14 protein-coding genes are annotated in these 21,849 nt (G+C 68.1%); 9 read left to right on the top strand and 5 right to left on the bottom strand.

The window, feature by feature from the left end; translation table 11 throughout:
- Nucleotides 1-46: 46 nt before the first annotated feature.
- Entirely contained in the window at nucleotides 47-481 is a 435-nt protein-coding gene (locus tag ACZ56E_RS32240; protein WP_471219604.1) for a hypothetical protein, read from the top strand.
- 306 nt (nucleotides 482-787) lie between these two features.
- On the opposite strand, the gene ACZ56E_RS32235 is transcribed toward ACZ56E_RS32240, so the two are convergent.
- Together ACZ56E_RS32235 and ACZ56E_RS32230 are read right to left on the bottom strand one after the other, a co-directional pair.
- Nucleotides 788-2,209, bottom strand: coding sequence for a hypothetical protein (locus tag ACZ56E_RS32235; protein WP_471219603.1), 1,422 nt, complete (start codon nucleotides 2,207-2,209; stop codon nucleotides 788-790).
- 1,098 nt (nucleotides 2,210-3,307) lie between these two features.
- The gene (locus tag ACZ56E_RS32230; RefSeq protein ID WP_471219601.1) at nucleotides 3,308-5,359 is read right to left on the bottom strand and encodes a hypothetical protein; all 2,052 of its coding nucleotides are present in this window, start codon (nucleotides 5,357-5,359) and stop codon (nucleotides 3,308-3,310) included.
- Nucleotides 5,360-7,123: 1,764 nt separating this feature from the next.
- Between ACZ56E_RS32230 and ACZ56E_RS32225 the strand changes: the two genes are divergently transcribed.
- The 4 genes from ACZ56E_RS32225 to ACZ56E_RS32210 all read left to right on the top strand — a co-directional run bounded on the left by ACZ56E_RS32225 (nucleotide 7,124) and on the right by ACZ56E_RS32210 (nucleotide 16,065).
- The gene (locus tag ACZ56E_RS32225) at nucleotides 7,124-8,056 is read left to right on the top strand and encodes a hypothetical protein (RefSeq protein WP_471219600.1); all 933 of its coding nucleotides are present in this window, start codon (nucleotides 7,124-7,126) and stop codon (nucleotides 8,054-8,056) included.
- 797 nt (nucleotides 8,057-8,853) lie between these two features.
- A complete protein-coding gene (locus ACZ56E_RS32220) occupies nucleotides 8,854-9,750 on the top strand; it encodes a phosphorothioated DNA-binding restriction endonuclease (RefSeq protein WP_471219598.1) in 897 nt (298 codons plus the stop codon).
- Nucleotides 9,751-10,861: 1,111 nt separating this feature from the next.
- Nucleotides 10,862-15,007, top strand: a complete 4,146-nt coding sequence (locus ACZ56E_RS32215) for an NACHT and WD repeat domain-containing protein (RefSeq protein WP_471219596.1) — start codon at nucleotides 10,862-10,864, stop codon at nucleotides 15,005-15,007.
- A gap of 296 nt (nucleotides 15,008-15,303) precedes the next feature.
- Entirely contained in the window at nucleotides 15,304-16,065 is a 762-nt protein-coding gene (locus ACZ56E_RS32210) for a glycosyltransferase family 2 protein (protein ID WP_471219594.1), read from the top strand.
- 64 nt (nucleotides 16,066-16,129) lie between these two features.
- On the opposite strand, the gene ACZ56E_RS32205 is transcribed toward ACZ56E_RS32210, so the two are convergent.
- Together ACZ56E_RS32205 and ACZ56E_RS32200 are read right to left on the bottom strand one after the other, a co-directional pair.
- Entirely contained in the window at nucleotides 16,130-17,095 is a 966-nt protein-coding gene (locus ACZ56E_RS32205; protein WP_471219592.1) for an FkbM family methyltransferase, read from the bottom strand.
- Nucleotides 17,096-17,150: 55 nt separating this feature from the next.
- The gene (locus ACZ56E_RS32200; protein ID WP_471219590.1) at nucleotides 17,151-18,374 is read right to left on the bottom strand and encodes an amidohydrolase family protein; all 1,224 of its coding nucleotides are present in this window, start codon (nucleotides 18,372-18,374) and stop codon (nucleotides 17,151-17,153) included.
- Nucleotides 18,375-18,569: 195 nt separating this feature from the next.
- Between ACZ56E_RS32200 and ACZ56E_RS32195 the strand changes: the two genes are divergently transcribed.
- The 4 genes from ACZ56E_RS32195 to ACZ56E_RS32180 all read left to right on the top strand — a co-directional run bounded on the left by ACZ56E_RS32195 (nucleotide 18,570) and on the right by ACZ56E_RS32180 (nucleotide 20,509).
- Complete coding sequence (locus ACZ56E_RS32195) at nucleotides 18,570-19,019, top strand: DoxX family membrane protein (RefSeq protein ID WP_468608272.1); 450 nt, start codon at nucleotides 18,570-18,572, stop codon at nucleotides 19,017-19,019.
- 98 nt (nucleotides 19,020-19,117) lie between these two features.
- A complete protein-coding gene (locus ACZ56E_RS32190; protein WP_471219588.1) occupies nucleotides 19,118-19,675 on the top strand; it encodes a hypothetical protein in 558 nt (185 codons plus the stop codon).
- A 126-nt stretch (nucleotides 19,676-19,801) separates the two neighbouring features.
- The gene (locus ACZ56E_RS32185) at nucleotides 19,802-20,065 is read left to right on the top strand and encodes a hypothetical protein (protein ID WP_471219586.1); all 264 of its coding nucleotides are present in this window, start codon (nucleotides 19,802-19,804) and stop codon (nucleotides 20,063-20,065) included.
- A gap of 63 nt (nucleotides 20,066-20,128) precedes the next feature.
- A complete protein-coding gene (locus tag ACZ56E_RS32180; protein WP_471219584.1) occupies nucleotides 20,129-20,509 on the top strand; it encodes a hypothetical protein in 381 nt (126 codons plus the stop codon).
- Here ACZ56E_RS32180 and ACZ56E_RS32175 read toward each other — a convergent pair.
- Nucleotides 20,506-21,735 carry an FAD-dependent monooxygenase gene (locus tag ACZ56E_RS32175; protein ID WP_471219582.1) on the bottom strand — a complete coding sequence of 410 codons (1,230 nt, stop codon included), beginning with the start codon at nucleotides 21,733-21,735 and terminating at the stop codon, nucleotides 20,506-20,508. The two genes, ACZ56E_RS32180 and ACZ56E_RS32175, sit on opposite strands and share 4 nt — an antisense overlap.
- Nucleotides 21,736-21,849: the final 114 nt, after the last annotated feature.

The raw sequence follows: 21,849 nt of genomic DNA, 5'->3' as shown, positions 1-21,849 counted from the left end.
TGAGGAAGCTAAGGTGGGATCAGTCGCCGAACGAGGGAGTTCCAGCATGGACCCGATCACCGCAGCGGCCCTCGCCGAGCTGGCCGGCGGTCTCGGCGGCGAAGCCGGACGTCAGGCATGGCAAGGACTCACCGCGCTGGTGCGGCGCCCGTTCGGGCGAGCGACACATGGAACACAAGACGACGGGACACCCCAAATCAGCTCCGGCGAACTGGAAGTCGCCGCGCTGGCGGGCGACCCTGCCGACCCGATGCATGCCCAGGCACTGGCCACCGCCCTCGGTGTACGAGCGGCCCTGGATGGAGAGTTCCGCGTACTGCTCGATGAGTGGTGGCAGCGGGCACAGGCCAGCTCCTCGGGCGGCGACGTGCACAACAGCATCAGCGGCGGCACCCAGAATGGCCCAGTGCTTCAAGGCCGGGACTTCTCAAGCCTCACCTTCAACATGACGCGCACCACAGCCTCCTCCGAAGGGGACTGATCGGAAGGAGGCTGGGCAAAGCTCTCAGCGGCGCGTCACCAGGTCGGGCGGCCTGGGCGAGTCAGCCGACGCACGCCGCCCGGAACTCCATGAGCGTGTCGGCCAGCTGCTGCCTGAAACTCGGCCGCTTCCTTGTCCGGGTGGCTGCCACGGCGGCCGATCACACGCTCGACTTGCTGCACAGATGTCGCCGGAAGCACGAGGGTGCCCCTCTTGAAGCCGGTGTCGATGTCGGTGTCGGCTCCCCTCAGATCCCGGAATCCGAGCGCCATAGCAGGGGGTTCCTGATCGATCTACCGGGGGGAATCACTCAGACTGCGCGTTCAGCCAAGCCCCCATAATCATCGATGCCTCCTTTTGCTCGGCCGCAGACTGTTCTAGATCTTCTTCCCATGCCACGCAGCTAAACAGCCCTCTTTTCCGCCATTCATCCAACGGCGCTTCGAGGTCCTCACCATTGGCCTCGTCGAGGGCGCGCCTTGCCGCACTGTAGACCAACCGCAATTCAGCACCGACGACATGGTAGTCATTATGTATCGGAAGAAGCCGCTTATGCAGAGGCAAGTTCCTGTCTACCTCGACGTATCCGAGGTAACTGGTAACCACTTCATGCATCGCCTCGTGCAGGTCCGCCGCCTGCTCCTCACTGAGCCCAGAAACGGTAGCCACGGCTAGGTTGCAGGAACGGATCAGAGTGGTAAGCCCAGGTACCGTGAGGGACTTCCAGAGTGCGGGTTCCCGAGCAAGGAAATGAGCAGCGAGGTCAGCGACCGCCAAACCGTTACCGCCGAAGAGTAGACTCGCGACGGCCATACCCAAATCACGCCGATACTCGGGGACGACCCGCGAGACCTGGGTCAGCACATCTCGGTCGATCTGCCCGGGCAGCACCTCATCTTCATCAAATAGCAGAGCGATACTCTTTCGACTCACGGTTTCCCTTCCCTGCAGTTGATCCCCATAGAGCTGTGATAGCTCCGACCTTGCCAGTTCGTTACGGAAGTCCGCCAACGTCAAACCGGGCGGCTCCGGCAGAACAGATCTCTTTATATAATCAAACTGAGCCTGCGCCAGGGTTTCCGGCTGCCCGAACACGAGCGCGGAGATTCGAATGGCCCCCTCTTTCGATACCGACGCCACAGTTCCTATACCTGAGAAAACCAGCGGCTCCCGAGCAGCTTCATGGAGCGTTGTATTCGCCGTCGCCGTCGTCAGCCAACGCGGGTCGAAGGTGATGACCACCTTCCTTGCCCCGACATGGAAGACGAGGTGGGGATCCTTGGTCAGGACTCCAGTCGGCTCCTTCAGCGGAACCTCGGGCGGGTTGTTGCAGCGTATAGGGCTTTCGAAGGAGACCAGAAGACCACGATGCACCTTCTCTGCCGTGCGCTCGCAGAGCGCAACCGCCTCCGCATCCCATGTCTCGAACAAGGGGCGAACGATCCGGACGAACTCCCCTGGCGCCATCCCCTGCCCGCCAAACGGTTTCGTGCTGTCGAGTCCGGCTCTCCTCGCCGCAGCCGCCACCGCGTTGCCCTGCGTGAGCATCGCCACCCGTGGCAGGTTGACCAAGTCGACACTGGAGAACCGGGCTCGCCAGATCTGTGACGACCTGCGCAATTCCTCGGCGAGGACCTCGTCGGTATCCTCGGCTACCGACAGCGGGCCCGTCATTGTGATATTCACGTCGCCATGGATCGCCCCTGCTTGGATGGCCGGGCCAGCCACCTGTCCAGAGAGGTCGTTTCTGACGTCAGACGGTTCCGGGGAGGCGCCCTCTCCGCCCCCTACTTGCTCCACTGCTGCCTCCCGCTCATTCTCACGCCGCGTGGTCAGCCCATCTGACAGGCAGTAAACACCATCTGCCGTACCCACAAAGGGTGTTCAGGTCGACCCGAAGGCTGCCGGCTTGACGGCAGGGCAAGGCCGCTCGTAGCGGCTATGGAGGAACAAGCGTCCACCTCAGAACCAAAGGTGAACGGGCTGCTGGGAACAACTCTCCGAGCTCATTCCGCAGGGGAAGGCAGCCGTGCTGTTCTCAAGCCTGGCTATTCAGCCCTGTCCGGTCCCGTTCGGACGGGGCCATCCCGAACGCTCCGCCGCAGGTCAGAACACCCACGGCCCTCGCCGAACCTCCAGACGAACATGCGGAAAGCGTGTTGGGGGCAACCCCTGTCAGGTGGCTCGGGGATCTCACGCCCGGGCTCCCGCAGAACCGTGCGTAAAGGTCTCCCGTCCTCCTGAAGGCCGCCAGCGTCCGGCCGCCGTGAGAGTGAGCTCTGCTAGGCACGACAGCAACCGTGACGGGCTTCCGGGCCCTCCGCCCGCAGCACCAGGGCTAGGCACTCCAAGCGGCCCTCGCAGCCGGCGCATACGGCCAAGGGACCCTCGGCGGGCCGCTCCCCGTCCTCGGGACGGTAGAGATTCACGTCCACGCACCTGCAAGCCGCACGGACTGAGTCCCGCTGAGACGACTGGATCAGGTCGCGAAGCCCCTGTTCGCGGCCGACGAGAAAGTGCAGGCTGTCCATCGGGTGCTCCAGCTCGTGGCCATATCCGGTCCACAATGAATAACTAGGGTGAGCTGGGAACTGCCCGGTGCGCCCACTTGATGTCTTCCGGGGGCACGCCCGGTGTGACGGCAAGCGGCAGCGGATCGCGGTTCGGCCCCGAGGTGTACCGGCTTCCCGGGCTCAAGCCCGGAAGGCCGACGTTGCCGCCCTCGCCCTGGTCGGGTGGGTGGGCCTCACCGTTTATCCGCGTCGCGTTCCCGGCCCGCGGCCGGGTTGTTATGCCTGTCCGGAGAACTCGGGCGGCACGAGCGATTCAGGTGACCTCGTCCTGAGGTGGGGTGTCTTCGTCAGTCGGCTGACCGTCGAACTCGTCGTCCGGTTCCTCGCCTTCCTCGTCGTCACGGTCCGCGTCGAGGTCATACGGGTCCTCGGCGATGATCCCGTGTCGCTGGACGCTCCGCTGTTGCCAGACGGGCAACTTGAATAGCACGTCCTGCAGGATGTTCCGCCACGCCTCGCAGTCGGCTCGGTCGGCGCCCAGCGAATCGATAGCACGGGTCCCGTCATCGGCCCTGACCGCCTCCACGACCTTGACCGCCCCCTCGACCGCCTGGATCGAAGTGGCCAAGTCGTGCAGGGCGTTCCCGAGAATCTCAGCCGCGTTTCGGGGAGCCGGTGTCGGTGATGGGCCTTCGCCAGCGGGTGGGAAGGTGCGACGGAGGTCTGCGTCGGTGACGAGAATGTCGCGGCCGTCTTCGTTCTGAGTGACCTGGCCCGTCTCGTCAACCTTGCGGGTCCTGCGGCCCGCCGCAGAGTCGAGGAGTGTCTGTTTCAGCTGGTGCACGCCGTGCGGGGTACTGCGCATGCGGTCGATGACCTCGCCTGGGTGCCGACGGTCGGGCTGATCGTTGTTTTTCGTGCCACGGTCACCCGTGAGCTGGCCGGTGATCACCAGGGGATAGGCGCTGCGGGCCGCAAGTTCCCGGGTCGCCACGCCTGGCTCCCCCTTTGTCACCTCCGCAAGTGCGGCTTGGGCAAGCTCCTCCGTTCCGCGGAACGTGGCCTCCCAGTCCTTGGCCAGTTCGCCCGGGAATGCCGACTTCAGGTACTTCCGAATCCGCTCGCGCCTGCGGGAGTCCTCTTCCGAAACCGAACGCATGACCAGAGAGGAAGCTACGTCGAGCAGCAGCTTGGTGGTGATGTTCTTGCGGGTGCTCTGTCCGGTGATGGCGACCCGCACAGCGGCGTGGATCGACTGATCGCGTTCGGCGAAGAGCCGGACGATCGCAGCCGCCCGGACGGACGGGTCGTCGTTGAAGCCGGCGGCCTTTGCCTGGTCGGGAGTGAGGGCACCACGTAGCCAGTCAGCCTTAGTGGGAGTGATCAGTGTCCGCCGCTCGATCTCGTCCACCACGGCGTCGGCGAGGGCCTCGTTCTCCGCGGCTTCACCCCACGGCTTGGGAGAATCGACGTGCCGGAGCGCAACCAACGACTTCACGGCGACGCCAAAGTCAGCGGTGGTGCCGTCGTGCGGCTCGAAACCGACGAGCAGCAGCGCCGGAAGCCGTTCGCAGCGCACGGTGACCGCCACTTCGGGGTCGACCTGCGCCGGGTCGCCCGCGGTCGTGATCGCCTCATTGAGCTTGCGAATGTGGGACCGCAGCTTCGCTGTGTCCCGGATGTAGGGAACGTCGGCAGACCTGAGGGCGAGCAGGTCGTGGGCGCACGTTACGCGGCTCGACCCCTCGACGGTGACCGGAACCGTTACCCCGGGTGTGCTGTCCTCGTGCTGGAAGGCCGTCGCGGCCAGCCACACCTCTGTCATCACTCCCTGGTGGCGGAGGGACTCGCGCCAGTCGTTGTGGTCGAGCACATACTCCTTGGACAATTGCGCCGCCCACGCGAGGTGTTCCTGGTTCGCGAGCCTCTGCACGAGTTCCGGGCGACTCCCTGACGCCGCGATGGGCTCGGCCAACGGACGGAAGCGCGTGCTCTCGCCAGTGCCGATCAGGTTCGAGGCCGGGTGCCGGCGCGACGGACCGATCCGCGGGTTTCGCGGGTCTGGGATGATATACCGCGCCCATACGTCAGCCCGGATGGCGAGGATCACGCCGCCGGGCACCCGCAGCCGCTCTGGGGACTCTGCCGCTCGGCGGGCAGCAGAGGGATCAACGACAGCCTGCGCGAGCGCCAATGCGGCGGGCTCGCCCATAGTGAAGTGCTCGATGAGTTTGTCGGCAAGCTTCCGTGCTGCGGTCGCCAATGCAGGCAGGGGCAGCGCTTCGACAGGGCGGGGCAGTACGGTCTCGCCCGCGCCGGATGATGGCTCCATCAGGTGTTCTCCGATCTTCGTCCCGGGGTCCATCCAGGCACGCACCTGGACGCCGTGGTCGTCCAAGGAGATCGGTCACGCTGTTTCCCGTTCTCCCCCTCAGCTCGCCCGGGCAAGACCCGATGTGTCCGAGACGGCATCAGCACGCTCGACCGCACTTCCGAGACGTACCGGCTTCGACTGCCGGCGTTGCCGCCCACCGCCAACATGGCGAAGGTGAGGAGCTTGAGTCCACTGATGTGACTGCCCGAAAAACGCTAGCAGCAGGGGCGACGCCCCTTCAGAATCCCTTGATTCCACATCCGTTGGGCGCACAATTGTGGTAGGCGGTTTTCGCGGGAACAGGGCTTCTTTGCCGCGGCTCATGCCGACAGCGAGGTCCTACCGATGGTGCGGTCTTGCGGATCCCGCCGATCGTGTCCCTTCTCGTGGTGTAGCCGATCAAGGCACCGGAATCCGCAGGTCGGGGACAGTGGCCCCGCCGCACCGGGTGTGCAACTCGCCTCAGCAGGGGGCCTCTTGGACTGCCACCTCTGCGGAGATCGACAGCGGCCTCGTACCGGAACGCGTAACGCTCGATCCCCTACACCACGGCGCGGGACACGACCATCCCGCCGGCCCGGATGCCCTGTGGCCGAGCGACCATGGCAGCTTTGTGAGCCGGCCAGAACGGCGCCCTCAATGGCGATCTGAGCCCGCTGGTCGAGTGCCATCGCGCCAAGGATTCGTGTGAGCTGATACGGCGGGTCAGACGGACTCGGCGGCCGTTGGCTGATGCCCCGCTGGGAGCCACCCCGCTCCCCGAGCCTCTTCAAGACCACCCGAGACCACCGCACCCCAACGCCCTGACCAGGCAAAACAGCAAACAAGCCGGTGTCGATCACGCCCGAACCTCATTCGGGACGAAGGGGTCGTGGGTTCGAATCCCCCCACCCCGACAGTGACGTACCAGGTCAGGGCCTGATCTTCATCGCGGATCAGGCCCTTCTTGTGTGTCCAGTGACCGTTTGTGAGAAATCCTGGAGAAGGTATTGGCCTAGGTCTTCTCCAGGATGGTCACCGGCCGGGCACGAGCCCGCTCATTCATCGGCACCTGGCCTTGGACGTACGCGAGCTGATTTCGACCAAACTCGGCGTCTCGTCACACACCCTGCGCACCGGCCTTGCGCCTCTCCCCCGGCAAAGTCCGACCCGGCCGCCACCTGCGCAGGCGAGGCACCGGACTGGCGCCAAGCGGTGTAGAGGAAGGCCAGAGCCACCGGCCTCAATGAGGTCCTCGCGGCGCCTGGGACATCACCGGCTTCATGCACGCCACACTCGCCATGTGAACTCGATCGCCTCCGAGCCGCACCGGACTTACCCGCGCCCTTCAGCAAATGGCTACGCGAACGCCGCTCGCCCCCGCTCTCGGCGACCAGATCACCTGACACTGCCACGGCCCGATGCATCGCTCCTCCAACCACCCACGTCACTAAGACGCCGCGGGACACCGATTGCGACTCAGGAGACCAACCGCTTCGGACGACTCCTGGGCGAAGGCGGCCGGGACAAACGCTCAGCCATCAAGCTCTGGCTGCTCACCCAACCGCGACGTGGCTCCGCAGCGTTTGCTCACACAACGATGAAAATGTGGACGCTCGTTGCTTTTGCGATTTGTAGACCGCCTCAGCGCTAGAGGTACACACAGAGCCCATCACCTTAATGGATGAACTTAGTTCACTCGAGCGAGCTAAAAAATACAGACAAATCGGTATAAAAGTAATGGCCCCAGCGCGCTCGCGTGATGCACTCCTGGACGTGACCAACATTGAAACGCCGGGGGATGGCTACGCGTTCCGCGTTCCGACCCTGAACGAATACGGGATTCCTGTGCGCTCGGGGGACTACTGGGTTGGAGTAGATCTAGCTGAGAAGTGGCTTGAAAGAAACCTGGAGGGGAACAGGAAATCCTCTGTGGTGCGCGTCAGGCGTTACGCGAAGGCGATGACAGAGGGCCGCTGGAAGCTGACACACCAGTCGATCGCCTTTGACGAAAAGGGGAGGCTGATTGATGGACAGCATCGACTATTGGCTGTGATTCATTCCAAGACCGTGGTCCCCATGAGAGTTCACGTCGGCGCCGACCCGTCCACATTCTCCGTAATTGATACCGGATACGGTCGAGTTGCCTCACAATTCATGCGTGTGACCAACGCGAACATCATCAAGGGTGCAGCAAGGATCATCCTGTTTGCCGAGCAGTGCAAAGAAAATGGCGGGGAGGTAGCGCTCATGCACCGCGGCACCTTCGACAACGACGTGATCTTCGAAACCGTAGACCAGTGGCCAGAGCTACAAGAATATTCCGCCACCGCTTCACGCATCTATCGGGCTTGCGGGTCGTCATCGACAAATATGTTGGCCGTTCTCGCGCAGGCCTCTCGCGGAAACAACCCGAAGGCCATCGAATCGTTTTCCGAAAAATTGATCCTCGGCGAGGACATGTCTAAGGGGGATCCTGTTCTCCTTCTGCGCAACCGGGCAATCGCCCGAATGGACCGCTCTCTGTCCTTCAGGGATAAGACAGTTCTCTATGGCACTACAGTCAAATCATGGAATGCTCACGCCAGGGGCGAAAAATTGAAATTTCTCCGCTTCATCTATGACGAAAAATCACAAGAAGGGATGCTCCCGGTAAGCGCTGGAAAAGGTTCGACAGGGATGCGTGAAAAAATTCCCGATGTATACTGAGGTCGGCTATGGCCCATCGTGCTCGGGCTACCCGCACCAGCGCTGTATTGGGAGTGGTGCCGAAATCACCAAACGGCTCGGAGTCACGCCTCGCGCTGTCGGCTACCAGCCGAAACCGATCCTTCTGTGTCTCGGCTCGATGACCGAGATGTCCCACTCGATCGCGCAGTCCGTGATCACTCCTTCATCCTCACGGGCGGGGAATCAGGGCCGGTGATGCGATCGAGGAGGAGAACGCAGCGACCAGCTCGTGGAGGGACGCTGGTACTGAAGCTGCCGCATCAGCCCATCAAGCCTGGGCGCGGGTCGGCATCCTGGACGAGCGGCGGCAGCAGCTCCAGCGAGACGCTGCAGGTGAAGGCAGGGTCCGTGACGGTGGAGCCTGGCCGTTGGTCAACGTCACGGATCCAGCCATGGTCGGTCAGTGCGTCAAGGACCGACCCGACCGCACCATGACGCAAGCCTGATCGCTACAGCGGGTCACGGGAACCTGCTTCCGCAACGCGTCTCAGGTGCCTTCCCCGGACTCGGCCCCCAACGCTGGGAGAAATCTGGGAGATGGCCTACCTCCAGCGGCCAACCCAGACCCCGCCGACAGCGTCCAGAGCGATCCCCCGGTAACCACTCAGGGGGCCGTCCCGGATTGCAGATCAGGCCCCTGACTTAGTGTTTCAGCTGTCGGAGGGGCGGGATTTGCGTCACACCTCAGCCTCCGAACCAGCGAGATGACCGCTCGTATCAGGCTCCCCCACATGCACAGATCGCTGTTCGGCGAGGCGCGGTTACGATCGCCGGTCATGGACTGGCTGGAGCGGGTCGCGGAGTTGAGGCAGTGGAGTAGGAGTGGGGTTCGTGCTCCGCACAAGCCGTTGTTGTTGCTGTATGCCCTTGGTCGGTTTCAGCAGGATGCCGGCGGCGAGCTGCGGTACAGCGCTGTGGAGGAGGATCTGCAGCGGCTGTTGGCCGAGTACGGTCCGCCGAACCGGACTACTCCGGCCTATCCGTTCCATCACCTGGTGAGCGACGGTGTGTGGGAGGTGCGGACCGATCGGGGGCCGGGCAGCCCCGGCAGCGGTGTGCGGGAGTTGCGGGCCGCGGGGGCCGCGGGGCGGCTGGCGCCGGAGCTGCGGGCGGCGCTGCGGCGTGAACCGGCGCTGCTCGGCCGGATGGCGCGGGTCCTGCTCGACCTGCACTTCCCGCCTTCGCTCCACGGCGACCTGTGCGAGTCCGCCGGCCTGGAGCTGGAGCCGGTGGAGACCGGGGAGATCTCGGCCGTCGTACGCAGGCGGCGGGATCCGCGGATGCGGGAGCGGGTGCTGACTGCGTACGAGTACCGGTGCGCCTTCTGCGGGTACGACGGCAGGATCGGCGCGGTTCCGGTCGGGTTGGAGGCGGCGCATGTGCGGTGGTGGGCGTTCGACGGTCCGGACGACGTCGACAACGGACTGTGCCTGTGCTCGCTGCACCACAAACTCTTCGACAAGGGCGTCCTCGGTGTCGGCGACGGCCACCGCGTCCTGGTCTCCCAGCGCTTCGTCGGGCACAGCCCCGCCGCCCGCGAGCAGGTCATCGCCCTCGCCGGCCGACCGCTCCTCGGACCTCAGCCGGGCGCCCGCCCAGTCGCCACGGTCCACCGCTCCTGGCACACCAGCCAGGTCTTCCACGGCAGCCCGCGCCCTGCCCCGGCTGCCTGATGAGTGAATAGAGCACTAATACGTGGAGGGGCCCTGGTGCCGTGCGGCACCAGGGCCCCGAAGGAATTGCTACACCATCTGCCGACCTTGATACCGCGTCGGCCTTATGCGTCCGCAGGCCCGACCTGAATGCTGTCGGGGGTGCGGGGATCGCGGTTGCTTGACCGGAGACCACCTCACTATCGATGTCCTGCGGTACCCAGGCTCAGGACTTCTGCCTGGGCGATCCTGATGGCGTCTTGTTCCTCCGTATTTCCTCGGTGATCAATTACTGCTTGTAGTGCTTGTACTTCTTGTTTTTCTTGCGGGTACTGCTACTGCGGTACTGCTGTTCTGCTCATGGCGGCCCCTGATCACTGCGAGCCACCCGGTCCGGTCGTCAGTCCCGTCGCCGTCCTGCAACAACCCTGGCTTCGAAACTCCACCACCGCACCGTCCTGCGTACTGCTACTGCGGGTACTGCGGGGTACTGCTGCCCGGCAGTTCGTCTCTGCCGGGCCCTGCGGTCTCTCTGGGGTACGAGAGAAACCATAACCACACCAGCACCCAATGTCTACTCCAGCCGACATAGATTTTTGGGTGTGCGGTGGGGAGGTTCAGGGGGGGGAGCGGGTGCCGCCGCGGCCAATGCGTGTAAGCCCGTCACGCCGTGGGTGGCATGACGGGCTTCGCTGTGGAGTCTTCTATGAGCAGCAGTGCGTCGGACCGGCGCCGGTCCCTCCCCTCGTGGGGACCGGCACCGATCGACGCGTACAACGCCGACCGTGATGGAACTCCGTATCGGCGCGGATCAGGGAAAGTCCGGAAACGCCTTCAATGTGAACGCGGTCCGTATATGACCGACTGCACTGATCTCTCGGGCCACGCGACGAGCCTGTCGTCACTGTGACGCAAGCCAGGCTCAGAACCATCGGTGGCGTGAGCCGCCTCCGCGAGCACTGCGCCGGTGACCTGCCAGGACGCTGCGTGGTTGGTTCGCTACTGCGACGAAATCCTGCCAGTTACCGGTCTCCGGGAGGAGGGCGCACCCTCGTCCGGACGCCTTCCGCGCAGGTCAGCCGTATAAAGTGAGTTTTCCGGTCCGGATGTCCAGGCGCGGCGGAAGTAAGGGGTGGAGGCCTTGAGTTCCGACTCAGGGGCACGCACAAGCTTCGCGGAACGTCTCGCGCTGCTGTACAAGGAAGCCGGTAACCCGCCCCTCAAGCGTGTGGCCGAAGCGGTCGTCAGGCTCCAGCGCGTCGACGAGCGGGGGCGGCCCGTACGGGTGTCCGCCCAGCGGATCAGCGACTGGCGGCGGGCGAAGAACGTGCCGGCCCAGTTCGCCGCACTCGCGGCCGTACTGCATGTCCTGATCCCCGAGGCCCGTCGCGAACGGCCCGCGCCCGTCTCCGCCGGTCTGTACGACATGGCCCAGTGGCACCGGCTGTGGGAGCGCGCGGTGGCCGACCCCGTCGGCGACCGGGCCCCCGGGGCCGAGGAGGGCGCGGAGCCGCCGGGCGCCGCCGAGGACCCTGCCGCCCCCAGCGTCTGCCCGTACCGGGGACTCGCTTCGTACCGTCAGCAGGACGCCCAGTGGTTCTTCGGCCGGGAGCGGAGCACGGAGGCCCTCGTCTCCCAGCTCCGCGCGGCGGAGGCGACCGGCGGCCTGGTCATGCTCGTGGGCGCGTCCGGCGCGGGGAAGTCCTCCCTCTTGAACGCCGGCCTGGTGCCCACCCTGCGCAACGGCGCGCTCGACGAGGAGGGCGGCCGCGTCACCGGTCCCGTCCTCCAGCTCGTACCGGGCAGCGAGCCTCTCGCCGAGTTGCTCCGCCAGATACCCGAGCTCGCGCGCGCCGTCCCGGAGGAGGGCGCGGCCGACGAGGTCGTTTCGCCCGAATTCGTGCGATCCGTACAGGAGTCTGTACGTGAGTCCGTACGTGAGTCCGTACGGGATTCCGTACAGGAGTCTGTACGGGAGTCCGTCGCCGCCCCGGGGGAACGCACAGCCCCTGAGGGGCAAGCGGACCCGGTGGATCCGGTGGATCCGGCCGGCCCTGACCTCCCCCCACCGACCACCCGCCCCATCATCATCGTCGACCAGTTCGAAGAGACCTTCACCCTCTGCCCCGACGAGTCGGAGCGGCGCGCCTTCATCCAGCTGCTGCATGCCGCCTGTAGTCCGGACAAGAGCGGCGAAGGCGGCGAAGGCGGCCCCGGCCCCGCCCCCGCCCTCGTCGTCCTCGGCATACGCGCCGACTTCTACGAGGAGTGCCTCGGCTACCCCGAGCTGGCCGACGCCCTCCAGCACCGGCACATGGTGCTCGGGCCGCTGACCACCGGTGAGCTGCGCAAGGCGGTGACCGGGCCGGCCAAGGCCGTCGGGCTGGAACTCGAACCCGGGCTCGCGGAGCTGATCATTCGTGAGGTGAGTACGGACGGGCCGCGCGGGGCGCACGACGCGGGAGTGCTGCCGCTGCTCTCCCACGCGCTGCTCGCCACCTGGCAGCGGCGGAAGACGGGGCGGCTCACCCTGGCCGGCTACCGCGCGGCGGGCGGCATCCAGGGCGCGGTGGCGGCGACCGCCGAGCGGGCCTGGTCCGGCCTCGACCCGGCCGCCCGTACGGCCGCGCGATTGTTGCTGCTCCGCCTCGTCCGGCTCGGCGAGGACACCCAGGCGACCCGGAGAAGAGGGACGCGCCGGCAGTTGGCGGAGGAGTCGACGGATCCCCACAAGACGGAGGAATCGCTCGAAGCGCTGGTCCAAGCCCGTCTGGTGACCCTCGACGCGGAGACCGTGGAGATCACGCACGAGGCGCTGCTGCACGCCTGGCCGCGGCTGCGGGACTGGATCGACGAGGACCGCAGCGACCATCTGCTGCGCCAGCGCCTGGAGGAGGACGGGAAGGCCTGGGAGGACTCCGGGCGCGACTCGTCGCTGCTCTACCGGGGCTCCCGGCTCGAACAGGCGAGCGCCTGGGCGAAGAGCGCGGGTGACACGTATCTGACCCGGGGCGCGGTGGAGTTCCTGGCCGCTTCGGGCCGGCTGCGCAGGCGCTTCGTCTGGCTGAGCCGTGGCGCGGTGGCGGTCCTCGTCGTGCTGGCGATGGTGGCCGTCGTGTCGGCGGTGGTCGCGCGGCAGCAGCGGGACGACGCGGTGTTCCAGCAGGTCGTCGCCGAGGCCGACCGGGCCCAGCACACGGATCCGTCGCTGTCCGCGCAGCTCGACCTGGTGGCGCACCGGCTGCGGCCCGGCGACGAGGGCGTACGGAACCGGCTGATCTCGATCGTGAACGCGCCGCTGGCCACGCCGCTCCTGGGTCACAAGGGTGCCGTGTACCTCACCTCGTTCAGCCCGAACGGGCACGTTCTGGCCACCGCCAGCTACGACCGGACCGTACGCCTGTGGGACGTGTCGGACCCGACGCACGCCGAGCCGCTGGGCAAGCCCCTCACCGGTCACAAGAGCTGGGTGAGCACCGCGGTCTTCAGCCCGGACGGCAAGACTCTCGCCAGCGCTTCGGACGACGGCACGATCAGGCTGTGGGACGTGCGGGACCCGAGCCGGCCGCGGCCGCTGGGCGCGCCGTTGACCGGGCACGGCGGCACGATCTATCTGCTCGCCTTCAGCCCGGACGGGCGCACGCTGGCCTCCGCCAACGAGGACCATGCCGTACGCCTGTGGGACGTGGCGCGGCCGGCCAGGCCGAAGGCGCTCGCCAAGCTGACCGGTCACACCGCGGCCGTGCGGTCCGTGGCGTTCAGCCCCGACGGGCGGACGCTGGCGGCCGGTGGCGACAACGGCCCGATCAGGCTGTGGGACACCGCCGACCGGCGCCGCCCCGAGCCGATCGGCAAGGTGCTGCGCGGGCACACCAGCACGACGCACTCCGTCGCCTTCAGCCCCGACGGCGCCACGCTCGCCAGCGGCGGCTCGGACAACACGATCCGCCTCTGGGACGTCAGGAACCCCCGCCGCGGAAAGCCGCTCGGCACGCCGCTGACCGGCCACACCGGCCCGCTGTGGTCCGTGGCGTTCAACCCGGCGGGCACGATGCTCGCGGCCGCCAGCGCGGACAGCACGGCGAGCCTGTGGAACGTCCGCGATCCGGCGCATCCGTCGCAGGTCGGCGAGCCCCTCGCGGGCAGCAGCGGGGAGATGTACGCCCTCGGGTTCAGCCCCGACGGGCGGACCCTCGCCACCGGCACGGGCGACAACAAGGTGCGCCTCTGGTCGATCTCGACGGCGGACATGCTCGGCCGTATCGGGTCGTTCCGGCCGGACGGGCAGGTGCTCGCGACGGCGGCGGGGGACGAGAAGGTCCGGCTGTGGAACGTGCGGCGTCCCGAGCGGCCGGTGGCGCTGGGCAAGCCGTTCCGGCCCGCGGAGGGGCTCGTCCGTTCGCCGATGTTCTCGCCCGACGGCCGTACGCTCGCGGTGCTCACGGGCAATCGCGCGGTGCAGCTGTGGAACGTCTCCGATCCCGGGAAGGCCGTCGCGTACGGCCCGCCCGTCAAGCTGCGGACCCGGTTCGCCGCCGCGCTCGCCTTCAGCCCGGACGGGCGCGTCCTCGCGAGCGCGGACACGGACCGCACCATCCAGCTGTGGGACGTCAGCTCGCCGGACCGGCTGCGCAGGCTCGGTCCGCCGCTCACCGGCCATCAGGGGTACGTCAACTCCCTCGACTTCAGCAACGACGGCCGCACGCTCGTCAGCGGCAGCGCGGACGCCACCGTCCGGCTCTGGAACGTGACCGACCCGCGCCACGTCAAGCAGCTCGGCGCGCCCCTGAAGGGGCATCTGGGGCCGGTCAACGAGATCGCCTACAGCCCGGACGGCCGCACGCTGGCCGCGGGCAGCGACGACGGAACGGTCCGGCTCTGGAACGTCGCGGACCGCCGCGCGAAGCCCCGCCTCGACGCGACCCTGACGGGACACACCGACGCGATCGTGTCCCTGACGTTCAGCAAGGACGGCCACACCCTGGCGACCGGCAGCAACGACAACACGGTCCGGCTCTGGGACGTCGGCGATCCGGCGGACGTCTCCCCCATCGGCCAGTCGATGAGCCCCAACGCCAAGACCGGCACCTTCCTGGCGTTCAGCCCGCAGAGCCACATGCTCGGGGTGTCGAGCGGTACGGATACGGTCCGGCTGTGGGACCTGGACACCGACGAAGCCGTCAGCCGTATTTGCTCGACCACACGGGGTGTTCTGACGCGGGATAAATGGGATGAGTATCTTCCCCGCCTCTCGTACGACCCGCCGTGCGACGAGTAACAGCCGGCCGCCGCCACGTGATCCCGATCACAACTCCATGGTCAAAAGGCAGAGTTGACTCCCGTCGCGCATTAAGCCTTGTTACTGTTGTAAGCAGAGCCCGATCGCTGGTGCATCCCCCGTCGCCAGCGGTCGGGCCCTTCCATTGTCCGGCGCTATTCGGCGCCCCGGGCGATGCGCCGTCGCCCGTTCAGGTTTTTAGCCGCGAGATCGTTTCGTACCGAAACTTCCTGGTGTTCTCGTCAACTCCTCTTTCGGAGTCATAGGGTGTGGGCCCAGGAAAGGTGGTGAGTGCCGTGCGCAGGCGGATCATCGTCGTCACAGCAGTCCACGCGCCCTCGGCGCCCTTCCTCGCGGACGCGTACGAGTCGCTCCGCCGGCAGGAGCTCCCGCAGGGCTGGGAGTGGCGCTGGCTCATCCAGGAGGACGGCACGAGCGACCGGGTCGCGCCGCACGTCCCGGCCGACGAGCGGGTGTCGTTCCGCCAGGGACGGCCCGGCGGCCCGGGGGTCGCGCGCACCATGGCGCTCGCGCGCGCCGACGGCGCGTACGTGAAGATCCTGGACGCCGACGACCAGCTCACTCCCGGTGCGCTGGCCCGCGATCTCGCGGCGCTCGAAGGCGACCCGACCATCGGGTGGGCCACCTCACGGGCGCTCGACCTGCTGCCCGACGGCTCCACGGCCGGTTTTCCCGGCGATCCGGAGCACGGGCCCGTCGAGCGCGGGACGGTCCTCGACCACTGGGCGCGCCACGACTACCGCGCGCCGGTCCACCCGGCGACGCTCTTCGTCCGCCGTGACCTGCTCCTCGCCCTGGGCGGCTGGATGGCGCTGCCCGCGTCCGAGGACACGGGGCTCCTGCTGGCGCTCGACTCCGTGGCACGCGGCTGGTTCTCGTCGGAGGTGGGCCTGCTCTACCGCAAGTGGGAGGGCCAGGCGACCGGCCAGAGCGCGCACGTCGACACGGGTGAGCGGGCGGCGCGGATGGCGGTGGTGGAGGCCAGGGCGAGGGCGCTCGCGGACCTGGGCTGGCACTTCCGGCCGGGCACCGGCTGAAAGCCCGGACCACCCTCGGCCCTCAGCCGTCCCTGCTCACTCCTCGGTCCTCAGCCCTCCCTGCTCACTCCAGTGTCTCCGCGTCGACCCGTGAGAAGACCAGCTCGGTCTCGCCGACCACCGGCCCGCGCCACCGCACCGGTGGCGCGGGGCGCCGGATCGCGCCGGGGTAGCTCTCGGGCGCGTACTCGTTGACCAGCCGGTAGGAGTGGAACCCCGCCTTCCGCAGGGTGTCCAGCAATTCGTCGACGTCGTCCCCGAGTTGCGTCATGCGGTCGGGGGTCACCTCCACGGCGATCTCCACGTCGGGCCGGAGACGGCCGAGGGCCGGGGCGAGGCCCCTGATGACGCCGCCTTCCGCCCCCTCCACATCGATCTTGATCACGCGCGCGCGGGCGAGCTCGTCGGGCTCCAGGAGCTCGGGCAGCGGCGTCGCGTCCGCGTCGAAGGTGGACTCGGCGGGCCCGTCGTACGGGACGATGCTGTTCGCGCCCATGTTGTTCGAGCTGGCGAGGATGAACGTGAGCCGCTTGTGCTCGTCCGACACGGCCGCGTTGACCGCACGGATGTTGGAGCATCCGTTCAGTTCGGCGTTCCGCAGGACGCGCCGATGGAACTCGGGCGAGGCCTCGATCGCCACGACCCGCCCCTCGGGTCCGACGAGCCCCGAGCCGAGGACGGCGAAGTAACCCACGTTCGCCCCGACGTCGACGAACACGTCCCCGGCGCCGAGGCGCCCGCGCAGCCACCGCGTCATGTGCGGCTCCCAGGCCCCGAAGAGGTACACGTAACGCTGGATGAGGTCCTGGGTGTCGACGGCGAACCGGTGGCCGTACCGGTCGGCGACGACCCGGCGGCGAGGGCTCTCCCGCAGGCGCGGATTCAGGAAGCGGGCGGCCAGCGCCGCCTTGCCGAGGGTGCCGGGGGCGTCACGCACGTACCGGCGGCCGAGCGTGACCAGCGTCTCCGAAAGGGTGGTGCTGGTCCCGGGGCTGCCGATCCCGCTGGTGCTGATCCGGGGGGTGCTCATCCGATCGCCTCTCCGTCGGGGGTCGGATGAACCGTATCGGCCCGCCGCCGGCCGCCTACCGGCCGGTCCTGTCGAACGGCAGGTCCAGCATGCGGATCGCGTTCCCGCGCAGCAGCTTGTACTGGATCTCCGCCGGCAGGTGCCCGACGTGGTCGGCCGCGACCTCCTTGGTGTGCGGCCAGGTCGAGTCGACGTGCGGGTAGTCGGTCTCGAAGGTGGCGTTGTCGACGCCGACGGTCTCGATCGCCTCGATGCCGTGCTTGTCGCGGAAGAAGCAGCAGAAGATCTGCCGGTAGTAGTACGTGGAGGGCGGCTCCGGGATCAGGTCCTTCACGCCGCCCCAGGCCCGGTGCTCCTCCCACACGTCGTCGGCGCGCTCCAGGGCGTACGGAATCCAGCCCATCTGCCCCTCGCTGTACGCGAGTTTCAGCCGCGGGAACTTCACCAGGACACCGCTGAAGAGGAAGTCCATCATCGACGCCATCGCGTTGTTGAAGGAGAGCGACGCCTGGACCGCGGGCGGCGCGTCCGGGGACGCGGCCGGCATCTGCGACGACGAGCCGATGTGCATGTTCACGACGGTCCCCGTCTCCTCGCACGCCGCGAAGAACGGGTCCCAGTACCCGGAGTGGATCGACGGCAGCCCCAGGTACGTCGGGATCTCGCTGAAGGTGACGGCCCGCACCCCGCGGGCGGCGTTGCGCCGGATCTCGGCGACGGCGAGGTTCACGTCCCAGAGCGGGATCAGACAGAGCGGGATCAGCCGGCCGCCGCTGTCGCCGCACCACTCCTCCACCATCCAGTCGTTGTACGCCCGGACGCAGGCGAGGCCGACCTCCTTGTCCTTGGCCTCCGAGAAGGTCTGCCCGCAGAAGCGGGGGAAGGTCGGGAAGCAGAGGGACGCCTCGACGTGGTTGACGTCCATGTCGGCCAGGCGGGCCTTCGGATCCCAGCAGCCGCGGCGCATCTGCTCGCGGGTGATGCCGTCGAGCGTCATCTCGTCGCGCGAGAAGCCGACGGCGGCGATGATGCGCTTGTACGGGAAGATGTTGCCCTCGTACTCCCACCAGTCGGTGATCTGGCCCGCCGGGTCGGTCGTGAACCTGTACTTGCCGCCGATGTACTCCAGTTCGCCGATGCCCGCGGTGAAGGGCTTCGGGCCCCGGTCGCGGTACTTGGCCGGGAGCCACTTCTCGAAGAGGTGCGCGGGCTCGATCACGTGGTCGTCCACGCTGATGACCCGAGGGAGTTCCTTGGTGCCGACCTCGCTGCTGACCACTGTTGTGCCCCCTACCGCTGCCGCTGCCTGCCGGTTTCACCGACCCATATCTGACGATCCATCAGATTCCATCGGATCGAGGTTATGGCCTCACCCGGGCGACGGCAAGCGCCCGCCCGCAACTCGACCCCTTGCGCGGCACGGCCCGATCCGCTGAACTGACGCCCCGTCAGGTTGGCTTGGGGAGGACGCGCGATGCAGACGATCTGGCTCGGTGGAGCCGAGTGGGTGGCCGTACTCCGGATCGGCATCGGCCTGTGGTGGCTGGAGAGCTGGCGCCACAAGGACAAGAAGCAGTGGTTCGGCGGCGGCGGCATCGAGTGGGCCGCGGGCATCGCCGAGAAACACCGCTGGCCCGCCGTGCGCCGGGGATTCGACGTCGTGGTGAAGCCCCGGCCGCGCGTGATGGCGTACGTCGTCGCCTACGCCGAACTGGCCCTCGGACTCGGTCTGATCCTCGGATTCCTCACCCCGGTCGCCCTCATCTGCGGCCTCGTCCTCAACCTCGTCTACCTCGTCCTGATGATCCACGACTGGGCCGAGCAGGGTCAGAACCTCATGATGGCGCTGGCCTCGCTGGTCGCCTTCTTCACGTGGAGCTGGCAGACGTGGTCGCTGGACGCGGCCCTGGGAATCCTCGTCTGACCTGTCCGAGCCCCTGGCCTGTTGAAGCCGCAGCTGTCACCCTGCCGGGCACGGCACGGGTACCGGCACCGGCACGTCCCGCGGACGAGGAGATGACCATGAGCGACCGCGCCCACGACGCGAAAGCGACCCCCGAGGCACGCCCCGAGCCGGACCCCGACGCGGCCCTCCGCGCAGGTCACGCCGCCCGCGCCAAGAGCGCCGCCGTCCGCGCCGCGGCGGTCTGCCACCACATCGAGCGGCACGGCGCCGAGCAGAACACCTCCTGGAAGGCCGCCCACGCGGCCCGCGTCTGTGTCCAGGCCCTCGCCGTGCTCGCCGAGTCCGCCCCCGACCCGGCGGCGGACTCCCGCTGCGCGCGCAACGCCGCGGCCGCCGCCGCGCAGGCCGCCCAGCTGGGGCAGGCGCACGACGCTGAGAGCGGGCCCGCCGTCGCCGCGTACCGTGCCGCGCTCGAGGCGTCGCAGGCCGCGGCGGCCGCGGCGGGCCGGGACGCCCTCGGCGCGGACGAGGCGCTGAACGCCGCGGCGGACCGGGCGGAGGCGGCCGCCGTCACCGCCGCCGAGCACGCGGGCTGGATACGGCCGGGCCAACACCTCCCGGAGATGTCGACCGGCCTGCGCAGCCCCGAGCTGATGTCGATGCTGCACTTCTGACGCATGCACTGCTCCGTGCGTTGCTCCCCGTGCATTGCTCTGTCCGCATCGCTCGGACGGTGGAATTGCCCGGATTACCGGCGGTGTCGGCGCACCCTTCCCGCGCTCTTCGCCGTTTGAAAGACCATGAACAACCCGAAGCGCATGCTCACCGCTCTGACCCTGGCCGCCGCCGCCGTCGCCGCGGCCGCCCCCGCCCACGCCCACGCCGCCGCGTCCGCGCCCGAAGAGGGCCAGGGCAATATCGGCCGGGCCGTCGGCGAGACCCTGATGGACCCCGTCGAGAAGGGCCAGCAGGTGATGGACGCGGGCAAGATCGCCCTGTCCGTGGTCGACACCGGCCTGAAGTCCGTGCGGACGAGCACGGAAGCCGCCACCACCGGACACTGACCCCACCCCCTCCTTCGGCGGCCCGCTCAGGACACCGGCGGGCGTCCGGAGGAGGATGGGGACGTGCTTACCGTGCTGGTGCTGGTCGGGCGGGAGAACGAGAAGGCTCTGATCGCCCGGATCGAGAGCATCCCCGAGGTGTGCGTCCTGTCCCACACCGATGACAGCTCGCTGGCCCTCGCCCGGGCCCGGGTGCTGCTCCCGGACGTGCTGGTCATCGACCTCGGCGCCTGCCTCCCCGGGGACGCAGCCGCGGTCGTCCACCGGGCGCGCGGTCTCGGCCTGCCCAGCGAGCTGGTCGTGCACGGGGCGGACGCGGTCGTCGGCGTCGTCTCCCCCGACGACGACTCCCCCGACGGCGACACGCTCCCCGCGCACGAGAGCGGCCCGGGCGGCCTGGTCCGTACGCTCACCCGCCTGGCCCGCAGGCAGCACGCCTCCTAGGAGCCGTTCCCCTCCCGGCCGCGGCGGCTCTGCAGCGTACGGGCGAGGCGCGGACCGAGGCGCTGCTTGAGCCAGCGCAGGGCGTGGAGGCGGCCGACGGCCTGGTCCAGGTGGAAGTAGAGCTGCGGCGGCACATGGGGCAGGAGCGGCGAGTGGCGCTGGCCGAGCAGCGCGAACATCTGGTGCGGCTCCAGACCCATGTAGCGGGGCAGGTTCTCGTACCACTGGGCGCTGTGCCGCGCGGCGCTCTGCACCGAGAGCAGGGCCTGCTTGCGTTCCCTTTCGTACGCGGCGAGTGCGGCCGGGAGCTCCGCAGGCGCGGTGACGGTCCGCAGGGCACGGGCGAGGCCCATCGCGTCGCGGAGCGCGAGGGTGGTGCCTGCCCCGATGGAGTAGTGCGTCGTGTGGGCGGCGTCGCCGATCAGCACGAGGCCGTCGTGCGACCAGGACGCGTTGGTGACGGTGGGGAAGGCCTGCCACTGTGCGGGGCTCTCGATGTCCCTGCGGCCGAGCAGTTCATGGCCTTCGAGCAGGTCGGCGAAGAGCTTCTCCAGCAGGCGCAGGGCCTCGTCGTGACCGAGCCGGTCGAATCCGAGGCCCGCCCAGGTCGTGGCGGAGCACTCGACGACACAGGTGCTGTGCCCGGCGCTGAACCCGTACGCGTAACACCAGATCCAGCCGTGGTCGGTCTCGACGAACGCGAAGGTGAACGCGGTGAAGACGCGGGTCGTGCCGAGCCAGATGAAGCGGTTGGCGCCCGTGGTCACGCGCATGCCGAGCCGGTCCGCGTGGGCCGCGCGGAGTCTGCTGCGCGCCCCGTCGCCCGCGACGACGAGGTGCGCGTCGGGGAGGTCCGCGCGGCCGCCGATCTCACGGCCGTACTCCAGACGTACGCCCAGTGACTCGGCCCGGTCGGCGAGGACGGTCCGCAGCCGGTGCCGGGCGATGGCGTGCCCGGGGTCGCCGTCGTGGGCCGTGGTCCGGTCGCCCACATAGGCGAACCCACCCTGCCAGCGCACCGACTGCTCCTCGATGAGCCGGGCGGACTCGGGGTCGTGGGCGTACAGGTCCGCCAGGAGATCCGGCCAGTAGGTGACACCCCAGCCGAAACGGGCACCGGCCGGGTGCCGCTCGTGGACCGTGATCTCGTGGGCCGGGTCCTGGAGTTTGGCGAGGATGGCCAGGTACAGGGAGGCGGGCCCGCCACCGACGCAATCGATCTTCACGCGCGCTCCTGATGTCGTCGGCCTGGAGTCGTCGGGAGGAGGGCCGAGGGGCACCAACGTAAGCGGCGGTCATACGTTCAGGGCGGGACCCAGCGCCGGACGGACGGGTGAATT

The sequence above is a fragment of the Streptomyces sp. NPDC039480 genome (genome assembly GCF_055597165.1).
This window is presented reverse-complemented; position numbering and strand designations above follow the sequence as displayed.

Coding starts and splice junctions, on each gene's coding strand:
- ACZ56E_RS32240 (WP_471219604.1), top strand. CDS start 47: ATGGACCCGATCACCGCAGCGGCCCTCGCCGAGCTGGCCGGCGGTCTC.
- ACZ56E_RS32230 (WP_471219601.1), bottom strand. CDS start 5,359: ATGGACCCCGGGACGAAGATCGGAGAACACCTGATGGAGCCATCATCC.
- ACZ56E_RS32220 (WP_471219598.1), top strand. CDS start 8,854: ATGGACTGGCTGGAGCGGGTCGCGGAGTTGAGGCAGTGGAGTAGGAGT.
- ACZ56E_RS32205 (WP_471219592.1), bottom strand. CDS start 17,095: ATGAGCACCCCCCGGATCAGCACCAGCGGGATCGGCAGCCCCGGGACC.
- ACZ56E_RS32195 (WP_468608272.1), top strand. CDS start 18,570: ATGCAGACGATCTGGCTCGGTGGAGCCGAGTGGGTGGCCGTACTCCGG.
- ACZ56E_RS32190 (WP_471219588.1), top strand. CDS start 19,118: ATGAGCGACCGCGCCCACGACGCGAAAGCGACCCCCGAGGCACGCCCC.
- ACZ56E_RS32185 (WP_471219586.1), top strand. CDS start 19,802: ATGAACAACCCGAAGCGCATGCTCACCGCTCTGACCCTGGCCGCCGCC.